Source organism: Corallococcus macrosporus DSM 14697, from assembly GCF_002305895.1.
In the GTDB taxonomy this organism is placed as follows: domain Bacteria; phylum Myxococcota; class Myxococcia; order Myxococcales; family Myxococcaceae; genus Myxococcus; species Myxococcus macrosporus.
Map to the genome: position 1 here is coordinate 8,233,184 of NZ_CP022203.1, position 16,754 is coordinate 8,249,937.

Below are 16,754 nucleotides of genomic sequence, written 5' to 3' on the forward strand. Positions count from 1 at the left end.
GAGGAGTGCCCCCGCGGCCCGCGTCACCTCAGGTCATGTCACCGCGCCAGCGTCACTGCGGGACGCTGAGCCGCAGCCGCAGCAGCGTCGGCTCCACCCAGGCGCTCGCCTCGGGGCCACCGGCCTGGGCTTGCGCATCCAGGGACGCGTCGATGGCGACCTTCAGCCGGTCCGCCCGCGACGTCACCGCCGGGTGCAGGTCCTGGAGGATGTCGTGGGCCGGGAGCACGGCGGCGGTGCTGAACAGCGCGTACATGTCCATCACGTCGTTCATCACCGGGACGACCTCCACGTCCTGCAGGGTGTCGTGCCCGGAGAGGACGGCGTCCTCGCCGTACAGCAGGCCGCGCAGGTGCTCGTCGTGCTCCAGCGACAGCGGCAGCGCCAGCGCCGCGTAGGCCTGCCACACCATGCGAGTGCCCGTCATCCGCTTCGCCTGGAGTTGCAGCGCGTCGCCGGCCTGGTTCATCCGCGTCGCGATGGAACCGTAGAACTGGCGCTGCTGGGACTTCAGCTCGTCCACCATCCGGGTGCGGATGGCGCCGCGGAAGGCAGTGGCCATGGCGTAGTCGGACGACGCGATGTTCTGCGAGACGTAGCCCCAGCGCTTCACCATCCACTCCTGGGGATTCTGCGCGTTGTTGGGGTTGTAGGTGGGCCGGTCCTGCCCGCGCACCATGGCGACGAACTCCTGGCCCCCGGTGAAGCGGTGCGCGAACACGCGCTCGGACTTCCACGAACTGGTCGCGCTGTCCCAGGAGGTGTAGCGGACGTACACCGTGGACTCCAGCCGGTACTTCCGCTCGTACAAGCCGCCCAGGCCCGTGAAGACCTCCGAGTAGAGCTGCCAGCTCCCCTCACCACACAGGTCGATGGAGGCGCCGTCCACGTTCATGTTGTCCGCGATGAGCAGCGGGCGGAGCACGTCGTGGTTCCAGCGGGCCGGGTCCACGCCCAGGTAGTCCGCGGCGCCGTCGCCGTTGTAGTCGCCCCACTGGCCGCCGCCGCAGGGGACGATGGGCTTCTCGCCCTGCTTCAGGAAGTGCGTCGCCGGCTCCTGCTCGGGCACGCCCCACAGGTCGATGCCGTACATGCCCCGGCCGGGGTCATTGCGCCACGTGGTCTCCGCGTTTTCGAGGAGCGTCTTCATCCACGCCCAGTCGGCCGTGTAGCGAGTGTGAATCCCGGCGAACAGCGGCTTGCCGATGTTCTTCAGCGCCGTTTCGAGCTTCGTGCCCTGGGCGATGAGCTCGTTGTGACGGGGCGTGAGCATCTGCGCGCCGAGCACGGGCTGCTCCTCGAAGAGCTGCGCGTAGGCCTCAGCGCCCGCCATCCAGTCCTTCGGGCTGGAGATGCGCTCGGGGTGCAGCATGGACAGCCCCAACTGCGCGGGGAACTCGCGCAGGTAGTTGATGTTGTAGGAGAGCTTGTGCGTGGACAGCTCGTCCGCGGGGCTGATGTCCGGGTTGGAGCCGCGTCCATCAATGCCCGCGAGCACCGTGGACACGTGCGCGTCCACCGCGCCCCAGATGGAGAACCGGGATTCCGCGGGAACGAACTCCTCTTCGTAGCGCATGGGGGTGGGGTGGCGCGAGTTCCAGCCCAGGTAGGTCCAGGCCGCGTACTCGAAGGCGTCGTTCTTCGTGTCGGTGAAGTACTCGTACATGTTCTGGTCCACGCGGTTCAGCCCCGCGTGCAGCGCGTACAGCGCCTCCTGGACCTCCTCCACGTTCTGGTTCACCCGGCCCAGCTCCCAGTCCACCAGGGCGAACCGGGAGTGCATGTCGCGGTGGATGTCATTGAGCTTGCGGTCCACCCGGTCGAAGCGGCTGAGCATCCGTCCCTGCAGCTCCACGACGAGCTGATGGAGCTTGCGCAGCTCCGTGAGGATGACCTGCTCGATGGGCGGCTCGGCCGGCTTGCGCAGGATGGAGAAGAGCTGGATGACCGCGCCGACAATCTGGCCGGTGAACACGGCGGCGCCGATGATTTGGAAGCCCTTCACGCCCGCGTCGAGGAAGCCGGCGACCTTCTCCGCGACCTTGATGGAGCTCTCCGCGTACTTCGCCACCGACTCCAGGGTGGTGCCCAGCGCCTTGCTGAACCGCACGATGTCCGAGGCGAGCTGCGTCTGGCCATCAATCTTGAGGATCTCCGCCACCAGCCCCAGGCCGACCGACACGCCCTCCTTCACGCCACCGAGCGTCTCCTTCAACGACGTCCCGCGCGTCTTCGCCGCCGCGATGGCCTCCGCGAGCGCCGTCTCCTCCGGCGTGGCCAGGGTCGTCAGTGACGCCGCCTCGGGCTCGCCGCCGCCTTCATCCAGGGACTGCCCCTGCTGGGCGGGCCGCTTCAGCGCGATGGCGGCGCGGTACGCCTGCTCGGCGGTGTTCAAGTCATGGAGCATGTCCGAGTACTGCTCCACGGCGGCCAGCCCCGCGGTGGACGCGGTGGTCACGAACCCCCGCGCGTCCTCCGGCGTCACCGACAGCCGGCCATCCGGCCCGAGGCGCGGCAGGACGAAGGCCGCCAGGGGCCCCAGCGGCTTGGCGGCGAGCATCTGCGCGGCGGTGTGGCTCGTCTGGAAGCCCACGCCCGCGCCAATCCCTCCGCCATTCACCGCCGCCGCCAGCGCGGCGTTGCCCTGGGCCAGGTCATGCAGCTTGGACCAGGTGTCCTCGGTGAAGGCCTCCACCTCGCCGTAGCGGTCCACGAAGGACTGGGCGTTGGCGAGCCCCCGCTCCAGGTCCAGGCCGTTGTGCATGCTGGCCAGCAGCGCGCGCGCATAGGCCCGCAGCGCGCGGCCCGGCGCCGTCGCGGTGGACAGGTGCGGCTGGGCCCGCGCGAGCATGCGAATCATCGTCCGCACCCGGGGGCCGGAGCCGTCGTTCGCCGGGTCGAAGGGGTAGACGTTCAGCGCGGTGGAGATGGCGTTGAGCCCCGCCGTCAGGTCCGCCTGGGAGAGCGCCGGGTTGTCACGGGCCAGGAAGTACGCCGCGCCCGCCAGCAGGTGCAGCCGCGGGTGCTCGTTGGCCATGGCCGCCGCCGCGTAGACGCGCCGGTTCACCTCCTGCGCGGACAGCGAGGAGAGGCTGTGGCACTCCGAGCAGGTGATGGGCGCGTCATACACGGGCGCGCCGCGGCTCCCCGACGCGGCCCACTGCGCCGCCGCCTGCGCCTGCACCTGCGCCACCGTGGCGGTGGCGGGCGCCTGGCCCTCCCCGAAGCCCGGACCGCAGTCCGCGTCCGGCGCCAGGCCGTGGCTGACGTCGCGGCAGGTGCCGTTGAGCTGCGGGCCGCTGCCAGCGCCGCAGGGGCCAATCATCGCTCCACACTGCGTCGCGCTGGTGACCCAGGCGCCGTCCACCTGACACGTCCGGGGGTTGAGGCAGGCCACCGTGCAGGCCTCCTCCACCGTGCCGCACTGCGGGCCGGTGCCCGTCCCCAGCGCCGTGGGGTAGTTGTAGAAGGTGATGTAGCAGTACTCCTCGCCCACGCCTGGCGCGGCGCCCTTGAAGTCCTCACCGCCCGCGCGGGCGGACTCCGTGCCTCCGCCGCCGGGCTTGCCGCCGATGTACCAGAGCCAGGTGATGCCGCCCCACGTGGACGCGGGCGCGTTCGCCATCATGTGGTTCCGGGCGGGGTTCTCACACGAGAAGTCGTCTCGCGTGCCCAGCGGCAGCACGGCCTCGTGCACGCCCAGCGCGTAGCCGAAGTCTGTGTGCTGGCAGGTGCCGTACGACGTACACGTCTTCGGGCTGGTGTCCGCGCCGCAGGCCACGCTCGAGTGCTGCGCGTGACATTCCAGGCTGTAGGTGAAGCCGCCGGTACACGCCCAGTCGCCCGTCTCGAGGTCCTCCGGCGTGCAGGCCAGGCCGTCCTCGACGGTCCGCGCCGCGACGGGGCCATCGGACGGCGCCGTGGCCCCGGGCGCGGGCTCGCCGCAACCCCAGAGCGCCACCGCGGCCAGCAGGCCGTGGAACCAGCGCGACCGCCCGCGCCTGGCGGACGCGTGCGCGCCAGGCGGGCACACGTCTCCCCTCAACGTCGAAATTCGCGACACATGCATGGAGGATTTCCCCCTCGTTCGGACCTGCGACGGCGAGGATGGCCGTCCAGGAGCGGATACGGAGGGAACGCGAAATCCTGGTCCTCATCCGAAATGAAACGAGCCGCGAGGAGACCTTCCTCGCGGCCCGAATCCCTCACATGCAGGTGCCCGGTGAAGGCCGGGCAGGAGGACGGCTAGGGCTCGTCCCGGCGCGGCTTGTCGGAGTCGACCGCGTCCTTGATGACGCGCTTGGCGTCCTCAATCTTGCCCTTGACGGCGCCCTTGGCGGAGTCACGCTTGCCCTCGGCTTCCAGCTCACGGTCGCCGCTCGCGACGCCGGCCACTTCCTTGACCTTCCCCTTGGCCTTGTCGGTCCACTCGCCCATGACAGGTCTCCTTTCACTCCAGACAGCGCGTTGGAGCCAGAGTGTGGGCATTCCTGGAAGCGCGGACAGGAAGGCCTCGCCCACCTGCCCGCCCCACGGGCGGCCGGGCCAGCGCCGGGCAGGCCGGGCACGACATGTCGGTATTTCCGCGCAGGCTGGATGAGACGGAGCGTGACTGAACATTGACGGCGGGCGTTCCGGGTCGCACGCTGGGGTCAACGCTACCCAGGAGCACCGCTTCCCGATGGCCACCCCCCCGCTTCCGACTCCAGGCGCCCTGCTTCGCCGGCTCTACCTGCTGCGGTCTGTCGTCACGACGGTGGCCTTCACCCCCGCCGTGTACGTCGACATGCAGTTGCTCGACCTCTCGGGTGCGAGGGAGTTCCAGATATTCCTGGGCATCATCACCCCGGTGGTGCTCGGGCTGTGCGCGGTGGTGCAGCCGCTGGTCGTGATGCCGTGGCTGATGAAGCGCGCCATGGCCTCGCAGGGGACGCAGCGGGTGGAGCGGCTGATTCGCATCCCCTCCGCCATCGCCTTCGTGGAGATGATGGTGTCGTGGACGCTGGGCGGCATCCTCTTCAACGGCGGCGCGGTGCTGCTGTTGGACCGGCCGGCGTCGGTGGTGATGGTGGGCGTGGCGGTGGCGGTGAGCGCGGGGCTCTTCAGCAGCCCGCTGGCGTACATGCTTTTCGAGCGGGTGATGCAGCCCACGGTGCTGGACGCCTACCAACGCGCGCCCAGCACGAAGCCCGCGGGTGAGGGCTTCGCGCCGCGTCAGCTCTGGCTGCTGCCGGCGATGGTCGTCTCGGCGCTGCTCATCACCTGTCTGGCCAGCATCGTCACGCTGCACCTGCGCCTGGAGCGCGGCATGGGCGCGCTGGCGGAGGACCTGGCGGCGCAGGGCGACACCGCGGCGGCCGAGCGCGTGCGGGCCACGGTGGGGCCCCTGGAGGCGGAGCTGGTGCGGCCGGTGGTGGTGCTCGGCGGGTATGCCGCGCTGGGCTCCATCCTCACCGCGGCCTGGGCGGCCCGCCGGCTGGCGCGGGGCTCGCGCGCGGTGGGCGCGTCCCTGGAGGCCCTGGTGGAGGGCCGCGCCGCGCCGCCGCAGTGGGTGTCCACCGACGAGGTGGGCGACCTGGCGGCCTCCACGTGGCAGCTCTATCAGCGGCTCCAGGAGATGCCGCGCTCGCTGCGCGCCTCCGCGGGGGACCTGGCCGAGGCGGGCAACCGGCTGTCCCTGGCCAGCTCCCAGCAGAACCAGACGCTGTCGCGACAGGCCGCGGCGCTGCACCAGGCGCGCGCCACCGCGCAGGAAATCCAGCAGGCGTCCCACGTCACGCACTCGCGCGCCACCAGCATCCTCCAGGTGGCCGAGCGCGCCGCCGCCGTGGGCAAGCTGGGCGAGGAGTCGCTGGCCGGCACGGAGAAGGGCCTCACCGTCATCCACGACATCGCGACCGGGCTGCACGAGCAGATGCTGGACCTGGAGCAGCGCGCCCGCGAGGTGGGCCGCGTGTCGGAGGTGGTGAAGTCGCTGGCGGACCAGTCCCACATGCTGGCCATCAACGCGGCGATTGAAGCCACGCGCGCGGGCGAGCACGGCAAGGGCTTTGGCGTGGTGGCGCGGCAGATGCGCGATTTGGCGGACCAGTCCATCCGGGCCACCAACCAGGTGCGCGGGCTGCTGGAGGGCATGGCCACCGCCACCCAGCAGGCCACGGCGATGTCGGACCAGGGCGCGGAGGGCGTGGCCGAGGCGCTGGAGCCGCTGCGCCACAGCGGCGAGCGGCTGCGCGAGCTGGCCGGCCTGTCCAAGGAGTCCGCGGCGGCGGTGCGGCAGATTACGGAGGCCGTGTCGCAGCAGCACGCGGGCGTGGACCAGCTCTTCGCGGCGGTGCGCGAGCTGGACGAGCTGACGACGGACACGCTGCGGCACCTGGACACCACGCAGCAGGCGGCCTCGGCCGTGAGCCACGCGACGGGGCAGGTGTCGCAGTTGGCTGAACGCTACGTCTGACGCGGCGGCGCCACCACCGCCTCAGCCGTCAACCGGCGCGTCGTCCTCCCCACCCGAGGGGAGCAGCGGCGCCAGCCGCCCTTCGGGGCTCAGCACCGGCGCGCGCAGCAGCACGGCGAGCCGCCCCACCAGCACCGCCAGCCGGCCCAGCCGCTCCCGAGGCTCCTCGGCGCCCCCCTCGAAGCTGGCCGCGTCCAGGTAGGCGAGCTGCGCCGAGGCCCGCCCGTGCAGCCCCGCCACCCGCTGCTCCAGCGCCGTCAGCCGCGTGCGCAGCGCGCCCAGGAAGCGTGTTGTCCGTCCCAGGAGCGCGGAGGCCTCGTCGAGCGCCCGCGCGCCTTCTTCCGGAGCACACCCGGCCAGGATGAAGCGCGCCGAGGCCGTCTCGTAGAGCGGCGTCCCGTCCAGCACCACCGGCGGCGCGTCCTCGTCCAGCCAGCCCCGGTCCAGCCACGCCAGCGCGGGCTCCAGCTCGGCGGGCACGGCGACGCCCGCGCCCAGCAGGGGCCACTCCCGCCTCGCCGCGAGGGAGGGAGACTCCTGGAGGAGCGCTCGCAGCGCGTCCAGGGACTCGGCGTCGAGCAGCTCGGCGTCCCGCGCGTGCCCCCAGCGCTCCAGCCGCTCCAGCAGCGCCCCGAAGGGCACCAGCACCTCCGCGTGCACCCGCGCCTGGAGCGCGCCGTAGGCGGCCACGCCGTCACGCACCTGGAGCCGGTCCGCCCGGAGCGCGGCCACGGCCACGCGGTGCCGCGCACGCGCCTCGCCCAGGCGGGCGTCCTCGGGCGTTTCGGCGCGGGGCTCCGACAGCACCTTCCGCACCCCCAGCCCCAGCGCCGTCAGCACCAGGCCACCCACCGCGAATGGGATGAAGAAGGGCATGCCGCGCGACTCCCGTCCTGGAGGAACAGTTGCCAGCTTCGCATCCACCATGCCCGGCGTATACGGGCGGCCCTTCCCCGCCCGCTCGCCCGGCGCGCTGGCCGCTCAGCCCGCGCGAGCCTGGGGCGCGGCTTCCGGCTCCAGCGGCGGCACATACGGCCAGCCCGGCAGCGGCCCCTTGCCCGCCTCGCGCGTCAGGTAGTCCGCGGCGATGTTCGCGCTCTCCATGATGGTCAGCAGGCCGCTCCCCGGATGCGTGCCGCCGCCCACGAAGTAGAGCCCCTCGATGTCGCGGTTCTTCACCTTCGGCCGCAGCGGCCCCAACTGCAGCCACGTGTGCGACAGGTTGAACACCGCGCCCCGGAACACGTTGAAGTCGTCCCGCCACGTCTCCGCGGTGAAGTAGCGCTCCTCGCGGAGGTGCTCGCGCACGCCCTTCAACCCCACCTTCTCCAGCATCGCGGGGATGCGCTCGCGCAGCGCCTGCTCCGTCTTCGCCCAGTCCACCGGGCGCCCCGTGTTCGGCGTGGGCACCAGCACGTACAACGTCGAGTGGCCCGCTGGCGCGCCGGACGGGTCCGTCACCCCCGGGTTGCACACGTAGAAGGGCGGGTCCTCCACGTCCACGTGCCGGTCCTCCAGCGCGTCCCGGTCCGTGCGCCGCGCGGACTCCGACAGGTAGATGAGGTGGTGCGGCAGGTCCGCGTACACCGTGTCCAGGCCGTAGTACGCCATGAAGGTGCTGCACGAATACTTCGCCTTCTCCAGCGCCGCGTCCGTCAGCCGCGAGCCCTCCCGCGCCTCCGCCGGAATCAACGACCGCGCGGCGTAGGCCAGGTCGGCGTTCACCACCACCGCGTCCGCCTCCAGCACCTCGCCGCCCGCGAGCTTCACGCCCACCGCGCGGCCCGCGTCCACGCGCACCTTCTCCACCGGCGTGCCCAGGCGGAAGGTGGCGCCCAAGTCCTCCGCGCAGCGCATCATGCCGCGAGCCAGCGCCCGGAAGCCGCCCTCCACGTGCCACACGCCGAAGGCCAGCTCCAGGAAGGGAATCACGCTGAACACCGACGAGCACGTCGTGGGGTGCAGGCCCAGGTACTTGGACGGGTACGCCAGGGCGTACGTCACCCGGTCGTCGTGGAAGAAGCCGTCCAACTGCCGGTACAGCGTCTGCCACGGCTTGAAGCGCAGCGTGGGCGCCAGCCGCCACGGCGCGTAGTAGCCCAGGTTGTCCGCGGAGGTGCAGATGAACTTCTCGTAGGCGATGCCGTACTTCTCCCGCCCGTCCGCCATCCACTGGCGCAGCGCGGACGCCTGCCGCGGGCCGAACTTCGCCAGCTCCGCCTCCATCCGGTCCAGGTGGCGCGTGGTGTCCAGGTGCGTCCCGTCCCAGAAGTGCACCCGCGTGTTGACGTCCAGCGGGAGCAGCTTCACGTAGTCCTCCAGCCGCCGCCCCGCCCGCCGGAATATCTGCTCCAGCACGCCCGGCAACTGGAGGATGGAGGGCCCGGTGTCCACCGCGTACTCGCCCGCCGCCCCCAGCGTCAGCCCCTTCATCCGGCCCCCGGGCACCGCGTCCTTCTCCACCACGGTGACCTGGAAGCCCTGCCCCGCCAGGTTGATGGCGGCTGACAGGCCTCCCGGTCCGGCTCCCACGACGATGACGTGACGCACGCTGCCTCCCTCGTTCGCCGCGGTGGCCTACCGGATGCCGGGGGCCCGCGGTACCCGGGTGAACGAAATTCCACCCGCTCCTTCCGCTGGCGAACGCGCGAACCGGCCAGGACGTTACAAGCGCACCGCCCGGCACTGGCACCCAGGCGAACACCATTCCAGCCTTCCCGCGCCACCGTGCCACCGCACCTCTCCGCCCACCCGCGGCGCAACGCCGCCGCCTACTGTTCGGTCCTGGTGGGGCTGCTCATCACCGCCGTGTCGGCCGTCTATGTCCGGCAGAGCCTCGACGAGCGCCGCCTGCGCCGCTTCGACGGCGCGGTCCATGACGGAGTGCTGGCCCTCCAGCAGCGCCTGGAGCTGAACCAGGCGCTGCTCCTGGGGGTGCTGGGGCTGTTCACCGGCAGCCACTACGTGGACCGGGAGGAGTTCGACGCCTACATGGAGAGCCTGGAGCTGAACCGCGACTTCCCGGGGCTGCAGGGCATCGGCTTCGCGCGGTGGCTGCGGCCGGAGGACCTGGCCCAGTACGACGAGGAGGTCCGCGACAGGCGGGTGCCGGGCCACACGGTGTGGCCCCCGGGCCCGCGCGAGGCCTACACCGCCATCGTCATGATGAACCCCCTGGACACGCGCACCCAGCGGGGCCTGGGCTTCGACATGCTCACCGAGCCCAGCCGCCGGGCCGCCATGCTGCGCGCCCTGGACACGGGGCAGATGGCCGCCACCCGCAGGGTGCGGCTCATCCCGGAGTGGGAGGACGCCCAGGGCCGCGTGGGCTTCGTCCTCTTCGTCCCCGTCTACAGCCGCCCGAGGGACACCCTGCCCGACGGGGCCCCCACCGAACACCTGCGCGGCTTCGTCTACCTCCCCATCACCATGGAGGACCTGACGGACGAGCTGCACTTCACGGGCTACCCGGAGACCATCGAGCTGGCGGTGTACGACGGCACGGAGGTCCGCGACGACGCGCTCCTCTTCGCGTCCGTCCCGCCCGCGTCGATTCGCGACCCCGCCTTCCAACAGGACGTTCACCTGGGAGTGGCCGGCCAGCGCTGGACGCTGCGCTTCACCGCGCGCCAGGCCTTCGCCGCCACCAGCGCCACCGGGCAGCTCGGCACCGTATTGGGCGCCGGGCTGCTGGTGACGCTGCTGCTGTTCCTCATCACCCGCTCCCAGGTCCGCGCCCGGGCCGCCGCCGAGGCCGCCAACGAGGAGCAACGGCGGCTGACGGGAGAAGCCCGGGCCGCGGTCCAGGTGCGCGACGACTTCCTCAGCATCGCCGCGCACGAGCTGCGCACGCCGCTCACCAACCTCAAGCTCCAGCTCCAGTTGCTGTACCGCCAGCTTCGCGCCGAGGCCCCGCCGGACCTGGAGAAGCTGGCGCAGCGGGTGCAATCGAGTGAGCGGCAGACCTCGCGCCTGGCGAACCTGGTGGACAGCCTGCTGGATGTGTCCCGGCTGGCGCGCGGACGGCTGGAGCTGGACCTGGAGCCCGTGGACCTGGACGAGCTGGTGCGCGAGTGCGTCCGCCGCTTCGAGACGGAAGCCCAGGCAGCGGGCGCCGGGTTGGCGGTGGACTCGCCCGGCCCCGTGGTGGGCCGGTGGGACAGGATGCGGCTGGAGCAGGTGCTCACCAACCTGCTGTCCAACGCGTTCAAGTACGGCCAGGGCGCCCCCGTCGACGTGCGCCTGCGCGGGGACGCCACGCACGCCACCCTGGAGGTGAAGGACCGCGGCATCGGCCTTCCCCCCGAGGACGCGCAGCGCATCTTCGGCCGCTTCGAGCGCGCCGTCTCCAGCCGCCACTACGGCGGGCTGGGCCTGGGGCTCTTCATCACCCGCCAGCTCGTGGAGGCCCTGGGCGGCCGCATCAGCGTGGCCAGCACCCCGGGCCAGGGCGCCACCTTCACCGTCGTGCTGCCGCGAACGGGCCCTCACGTCTGATTCTTGACTTTTCACGAATTCCGCCTAAACAGCTCCTGAAATTGAGAATGCGTATCGTTTTCACCATGACCCCACAGGTCCGCTCCCGGTGAAACGGCGCCCCACTCCACATTCAGGAAGGCCGTCTTCATGAAGCGTTTGTTCAACCGTTCGTCCTCGCGACTCTCCGCCGCGGCGCTCGCGCTGTCCCTGCTGGGAGGCTGTGACGACTCGGGCGATGACTCCACCGGGTCGCTGTATGCCATCACCACGCAGGACCTGAACGCCGACCCGGCGGTGAGCTACGTGGTGGTGACGCGGGACGCGGAGCGGAGCGCGGAGCTGTCGCTGGACGGCGCCATCCCCGTGACGGGCCGCGCGCTGGGCGTGGGCGTCCGCAAGTCGGGCCACGTCTACGTGGTGTCGGACGACAGCCCCACCGTGACGCGCTACTCGCTCACCGAGGCGGGCGGCCTGGAGCAGACGGGCACGGTGAGCTTCGCCAGCCTGGGGGTCATGTCGCTGGGCGAGTACCAGGCGAACTTCCAGTTCGTGTCGGACACGAAGGCGTACTTCTTCGACGGCATCACCGCGCAGGTCGTCATCTGGAACCCCACGGCAATGAGCGTCACCGGCAGCATCCCGCTGGGTGAGCTGGAAATCGAGGGCACGGAGATGGCCTTCTCGGGCTCGGTGCTCTCGCACGACGGGCAGCTCATCGTCCCGGTGGGCTGGCGCCCCGCGGTGGGCGTGGGCATCACCCAGCAGGCGGGCGTGGTCAGCGTGGACACGGCGACGGACACGGCGACCATCGCCACGGACCCGCGCTGCGGCTACACGCATGACCCGGTGCTCGGCCCCGACGGCAAGGTGTACCTCGCGACGGAGGCCTATGGCGCGGCCGTGCGCCGGACGCAGGGCGACGAGGTGCCGGAGCCGTGCCTGCTCCGCTTCGACCCGCGGACGCGCACGTTCGACGCGGACTTCTACCGCCCCCTGTCGGCGCTCGCGGGCGGCGGCACCGCGGGCTCGCTCGTCCCCGGCCCGTCGGGCACGGCGTACCTGCGCGTGCTGGATGAGGGCGTCGCCCCGGTGCTGGAGGGCACGCACCCCCGCGGCGTCGCGAGCGGCGCGGGCTGGCAGTGGTGGCAGCTCGACCTGTCCACGCTGGCGGCGACGCACGCCACCCAGTTCCCGGCCACCTCGGGCAGCAGCTTCCTCTTCCACACCGAGAGCCAGACGCTCTACACGGAGTTCGGCGCGGGCTCCGCGACCACGACGCTGCACGTGCTGGGTGACCACGGCCGGTCCACGCTGACGACGCGGGGCCTGTCCTTCTCGCTGGTCCAGCTCCGCTAGTCCCCGCCGCCCACGGAAGTCCCCGGGGCTCCGCGCACGCCGCGGAGCCCCTGTCGCCGCACCCTCTATTCCACCCTCTCCTGGAGTGTCCATGCGTCTTCCGTTCCGCATCGCGGGCGTCGTCGTCGTGTCTTCGCTGTGGTCCCTGCCTGCCTTCGCCACCAGCACGGGTGTCACCGGGCAGACGGGCAAGGATGGCCCCACGTGCAGCACCTGCCACCAGGGTGGGGAACTGCCCACCGTCGCCATTGAAGGGCCCGCCACGCTCGCGCCGGGCGCCACCGGCCAGTACACCTTCATCATCCGAGGCGGCCCGGCCAGGACGGGCGGCGTGGGCATCGCCGTGGACAGCGCGGCGGCCACCCTCCAGCCCGGCGCGAACACGAAGAAGCTGGGCGTGGAGCTGACCCACACCCAGCCCCAGCCCTTCACGGACAACGAGCTGCGCTTCAACTTCAGCCTCGTCGCGCCCGCGACGGACGTCACCCTCACCCTCTTCGGCGCCGGCAACTCCGCCAACGCGGACTTCCACACCGACGGAGACCGCGCCGCCACCACGAAGCTGAGCGTGAAGGTGGGCCAGGGCACGCCCGACGCGGGCCCGGATGAGGGCGACGACGAAGGCGGAGGCTGCGCCGCCGCGGGCAGCGCGCCGCTGTGGGCGCTCCTGGTGGCCGCATCACCCGTGGCCCTGCCGCGCCGCCGCCGGAGCTGAGGACATCGTTTCCAGCGGGTGGGTGAGGCGCGTGCGACCGGCGAGGTGAAGAGGCGCCTCTTCACCTGACGCCCATCGCCATGTAAACTGCGGAGGTTTACACCCTCAATCGGGAGTCTCCGTGCCCACCCACCCCTCGCAGCTCCGCTCGCACCTGATTACCGAGGAGGAGCGGGCACGCGCGCATCCCGAGCGACGGCCGACCCTCTTCCAGGTCGCGGACACGCGGTACGTCTATGTCCGCACCCTGGACACCCGCCCCAACGGCGAGGTCCTCATGCTGGCCGAGCGGCAGGAGCGCCACGGCCTGAGCGGCCCCGTCCTCATCCGGCGCGTGCGCTCGCCCGCCACGTTCGAGCGCAGACAGCGGCTGGTCGAGGAGGTCCAACTGGCCTACCGGCTGAACCACGCGGCCATCGCCAGGGTCCACCTGTTCACCGTCCAGTCAGGCAAACCCTACGTCATCATGGAGTACGTGGACGGCCCCACCCTGGATGCCGTGCTGAGCTTGATGGCCCTGCGGCGCCAGCCGGTCTCCACCGCCTTCGCCCTGTACGTAGGGGCGGAGGTCGCCGACGCATTGGCCTACGCGCACAGACTGGAGGATGACCAGGGGGCGCGGCTGGGGCTGGTGCACCGGGACGTGAGCCCACGCAACGTGAGCGTGGGGTTGGGTGGGGAGGTGAAGCTGACGCACTTCGGCGCGGCCTATACCCATCTGGCCGGGCGCGAGGAGACCCGGGGTGGCCTGCGCAAGGGAGATGCCGCCTACACTTCTCCGGAGTACCTGAGCTGCCTGCCCCTCACGCCCGCGGCGGACCTCTTCTCACTGGGGCTCGTCCTGCTTGAGCTGGCCACCGGGCGCCACCTCTTCCATGACGCCCTGGAGACGCCGGCAAAGCCGCCTCCCTCGCGGCACCGGGCCCCCGTGGAGGAGGAACCCTCGCTGCCGCTCACACACCTGATGATGCTGATGGACGCCTTCACGCCAGACGACGTGGAGGAGGCAACCAGCGGGCTGCCCGAGGGGTTCCGGGCCGTGCTGGGGAAGGCCCTCCGCAAACCCGCCGCTGAGCGCTACGCCACGGCGGAGGACATGCGCGACGCGCTGCGGGAGTGCCTCGTCCAGGCCCAGGAGTCCATTGGCGGCCGCCCCTATGGCCGAAAGGAAGCCGCCGAGGAGCTCGCGCGCCTCATCACCGACGCCAGCCAGCACCGCGACGAGGCGGAGCCCGGTGACGAGCGGTTCTTCTCCTCGAAGCTGGAGGCGCATGAGCTCGGAGCGGCCCGCTTCGGTGAGACGACCGAGCCCTGACGCCTCCTATCTGCCCAGCGCGCGGGCCATCGTGATGAGCGCCTCCAGTTGCGGCTCGTCCAGCTCGCGCGCCAGCGTCACCAGCCGGCGGAGCAGCGGCGGCTCCTTCTCCAGGTCGCGCCGCGCCTCCTTGCCGGGCCGGGCCAGCCCCAACAGCTCATCCGTGGAGACGCGGAGGACCATGCTGAGGCGGCGCAGCATGCCCGCGCTGGGCACCATCTTCCCCCGCTCCACGCGGCTGTAGACCATGGGGTGCATGTCCACCATGGCCGCCACCTCCACCTGGGTCAATCCCAGACGTGCCCGCGCCTCGCGCGCCGCCTTGCCCACCATCATGCCCAGTTGCTCGTCCATGTGAGGGGAAGCTAGCGCACCCGGCGGGAAGACAAGGCTCTACCTGGGAAGTTCTTGAGGAGATAAACTCGCGCCTCCGCCCATGCCGCCGCGCGCAGCTCATCGAGAGACAGCCCCCATGCGCCCGGGAGGCGAGGCCCCTGTCAGGAGGGACGCGCACCGGAGCGGATGCCCGGGAGGAGGCCCATGATGGCCCGGCGCCTTCGAGGGGACGTGGCCATCGGCACCCAGGTGGGTGGCTTCGTCGTGGAGGCCTTGCTTGGGATGGGAGGCTGCGGCGCCGTCTTCCGGGCCCGGCGGGGCGACGCGCGCTTCGCGTTGAAGCTCCAGTCGCTCGCCGCGCTGGGCGGCTGGGCCCACCGGGAGGTCGACATCCTCCGGCGGCTGGACCACCCCAACGTCGTGCGCTTCCACGCGTGCGGCCTGTGGCGGGACACCGCCCCCGAGTGGTTCTACCTGGCCATGGAGCTGGTGGAGGGGCGGCCCCTGAACCAGTGGGTGGACGAGGAGAACCCCAGTCCTCGGCAGGCGGCGGCGCTGGCGCTGGGGCTGGCCCGGGGGCTCGCGGCGGCGCACGCGGCGGGCGTCCTCCACCGGGACCTCAAGGAGTCCAACATCATGGTGCGCGACGCCACCGGGGCGCCCGTGCTCGTGGACTTCGGCGTGGGCTCCTACCCCGGCGCGCCCCGCCTCACCTGGGGGGTGCTCCCGCCCGGCACGCCGCAGTACCGCAGCCCGGAGGCGCTGGCCTTCCGCAAATCACACGCGGACGTGGAGGGGGCGCACTACGCGCCCACCGCCGCGGATGACCTGTACGCGCTGGGCGTGGTCCTCTACTGGGTGCTGACGGGCCACGCCCCCTTCCCCGCCCCCGGGACTCCCTCGGAGGTGGAGCACGTCATCTCCCAGCCTCCTGAAGCGCCTCGCGCCGTGAACCCGAGGGTGCCGGACGCGCTGGACGCGGTGTGCTCGCGGCTGCTGGAGAAGCAGCCCACGGCGCGCTTCCCCAGCGCCGCCGCCCTGGCCGAGGCCCTGGAGCTGGCGCTGGCCGCCGCGGACGGCGAGTGGGACAGGCCGCTGTGCGCGTCGTGGGAGGAGGCGCCCGCGCCCGCCGTGCCGCCTCCGCCCCAGGGTGGGCTGGAGGCCTGGCTGCACCAGGGTGAGCCCGCCTTGTCTCCGCCCAGGCGTGGCAGACGACCGGGGCGCGCCCGGCCCTCCGCCGGGGGTGGCCGCGCGAGTCCAGGGGACGCACGGGAGGAGGTGGCGCCACGTCCGGGGGGCGCGCGGATTTCGCTGAGAACCCCTCGCGGCTGGAGGCCCGCCGCGCTGGCGCTGACAGTGGGCCTCCTGACCGCGCTGACGCTCGCATGGGCGCTCACGCGACGCGAAGGCGCGCGGCCAGTGGGCAGGGAGCGCCCAGAAATGGCGTCAACCCATGCCTCACCGGAAGCTGTCCGAGCCGCGGCCCCGCCCACATCGGCGGCCCATCTCCCCGCGACCGCTGCCGCTCCCATGGCGCGCGCCCCGAAGGAAGCCTCACCCGTGAAGAAGCCAGACCTCGCTCCCTCCTCTCCGCCCCCGTCACAGCCATCACGCTCGGTGGGCTCGCTGGCCCGGCGCGCCGCCATCACGGCCGCCACATGCACCGCGTTGGCCTGCCAGAGTGGGCCCGAGGTGCGCCCCGCGCCCCCCTCCGAGCCGTGCCCGGAGGGCGCGGTGCAAGCCATGGAGGCGCGAGGTCTCCGCATCGGTGAGCTGGGCAGCGTGCACTTCGCCCGTGGGGAGCCGAAGAACGTCACCGTGCGCGAGGGATGGGTCCGACTCCGCGTCGGGGCCACACCCTATCCCCTGGCGGGTGCGACCCTGAGCGGACGACTCATCGTGAGTGAGCGGGTCTACGGCCGCTTCACGGAGGCAGAGATGAATGGCGAGCGCTTCCCCGTGTGCATCGAGCTGCTCTATCCGGGCGACGACCTGCGCGGCCACCCTCGCGTGGCGGGAAACCATTTCCCCGCGGAGCCCATCATCCGCTCCGCCAGCGGATTGAGGCTGGTGAGGCGCTTCGAGTGACCCCGCGT

General features: G+C 71.9%; 11 protein-coding genes. 6 read left to right on the forward strand and 5 right to left on the reverse strand.

What is annotated here, in order from left to right; all coding sequences use genetic code 11:
* Positions 1-52: 52 nt before the first annotated feature.
* Both MYMAC_RS33450 and MYMAC_RS33455 read right to left on the reverse strand, forming a co-directional pair.
* Complete coding sequence (locus MYMAC_RS33450; protein ID WP_239989178.1) at positions 53-4,069, reverse strand: hypothetical protein; 4,017 nt, start codon at positions 4,067-4,069, stop codon at positions 53-55.
* Positions 4,070-4,245: 176 nt separating this feature from the next.
* Positions 4,246-4,437, reverse strand: coding sequence for a CsbD family protein (locus MYMAC_RS33455; RefSeq protein WP_013937427.1), 192 nt, complete (start codon positions 4,435-4,437; stop codon positions 4,246-4,248).
* A 244-nt stretch (positions 4,438-4,681) separates the two neighbouring features.
* Between MYMAC_RS33455 and MYMAC_RS33460 the strand changes: the two genes are divergently transcribed.
* The gene (locus MYMAC_RS33460) at positions 4,682-6,457 is read left to right on the forward strand and encodes a methyl-accepting chemotaxis protein (RefSeq protein ID WP_095961007.1); all 1,776 of its coding nucleotides are present in this window, start codon (positions 4,682-4,684) and stop codon (positions 6,455-6,457) included.
* A 21-nt stretch (positions 6,458-6,478) separates the two neighbouring features.
* Here the strand turns inward: MYMAC_RS33460 and MYMAC_RS33465 are convergent, their stop codons facing one another.
* Positions 6,479-7,333 carry a hypothetical protein gene (locus tag MYMAC_RS33465; protein WP_095961008.1) on the reverse strand — a complete coding sequence of 285 codons (855 nt, stop codon included), beginning with the start codon at positions 7,331-7,333 and terminating at the stop codon, positions 6,479-6,481.
* A 105-nt stretch (positions 7,334-7,438) separates the two neighbouring features.
* Positions 7,439-9,007 carry a phytoene desaturase family protein gene (locus tag MYMAC_RS33470; RefSeq protein WP_095961009.1) on the reverse strand — a complete coding sequence of 523 codons (1,569 nt, stop codon included), beginning with the start codon at positions 9,005-9,007 and terminating at the stop codon, positions 7,439-7,441.
* A 177-nt stretch (positions 9,008-9,184) separates the two neighbouring features.
* On the opposite strand from MYMAC_RS33470, the gene MYMAC_RS33475 reads away from it, so the two are divergent.
* The 4 genes from MYMAC_RS33475 to MYMAC_RS33490 all read left to right on the forward strand — a co-directional run bounded on the left by MYMAC_RS33475 (position 9,185) and on the right by MYMAC_RS33490 (position 14,322).
* Positions 9,185-10,954 carry a CHASE domain-containing protein gene (locus tag MYMAC_RS33475; protein WP_095961010.1) on the forward strand — a complete coding sequence of 590 codons (1,770 nt, stop codon included), beginning with the start codon at positions 9,185-9,187 and terminating at the stop codon, positions 10,952-10,954.
* Between the two features lie 129 nt (positions 10,955-11,083).
* Positions 11,084-12,292 carry an MxcI protein gene (locus tag MYMAC_RS33480; RefSeq protein WP_095961011.1) on the forward strand — a complete coding sequence of 403 codons (1,209 nt, stop codon included), beginning with the start codon at positions 11,084-11,086 and terminating at the stop codon, positions 12,290-12,292.
* Positions 12,293-12,383: 91 nt separating this feature from the next.
* On the forward strand, positions 12,384-13,007 hold the full coding sequence (locus MYMAC_RS33485; protein ID WP_095961012.1) for an MXAN_6652 family MXYO-CTERM-anchored protein: 624 nt from the start codon (positions 12,384-12,386) through the stop codon (positions 13,005-13,007).
* 121 nt (positions 13,008-13,128) lie between these two features.
* Complete coding sequence (locus MYMAC_RS33490; protein WP_095961013.1) at positions 13,129-14,322, forward strand: serine/threonine-protein kinase; 1,194 nt, start codon at positions 13,129-13,131, stop codon at positions 14,320-14,322.
* A gap of 6 nt (positions 14,323-14,328) precedes the next feature.
* Here the strand turns inward: MYMAC_RS33490 and MYMAC_RS33495 are convergent, their stop codons facing one another.
* Positions 14,329-14,676, reverse strand: coding sequence for a helix-turn-helix domain-containing protein (locus MYMAC_RS33495; protein ID WP_095961014.1), 348 nt, complete (start codon positions 14,674-14,676; stop codon positions 14,329-14,331).
* A gap of 186 nt (positions 14,677-14,862) precedes the next feature.
* On the opposite strand from MYMAC_RS33495, the gene MYMAC_RS33500 reads away from it, so the two are divergent.
* Positions 14,863-16,746: a serine/threonine protein kinase gene (locus MYMAC_RS33500; RefSeq protein ID WP_157770485.1), complete on the forward strand. Its 1,884-nt coding sequence runs from the start codon at positions 14,863-14,865 to the stop codon at positions 16,744-16,746.
* The last annotated feature ends 8 nt before the right edge of the window (positions 16,747-16,754 follow it).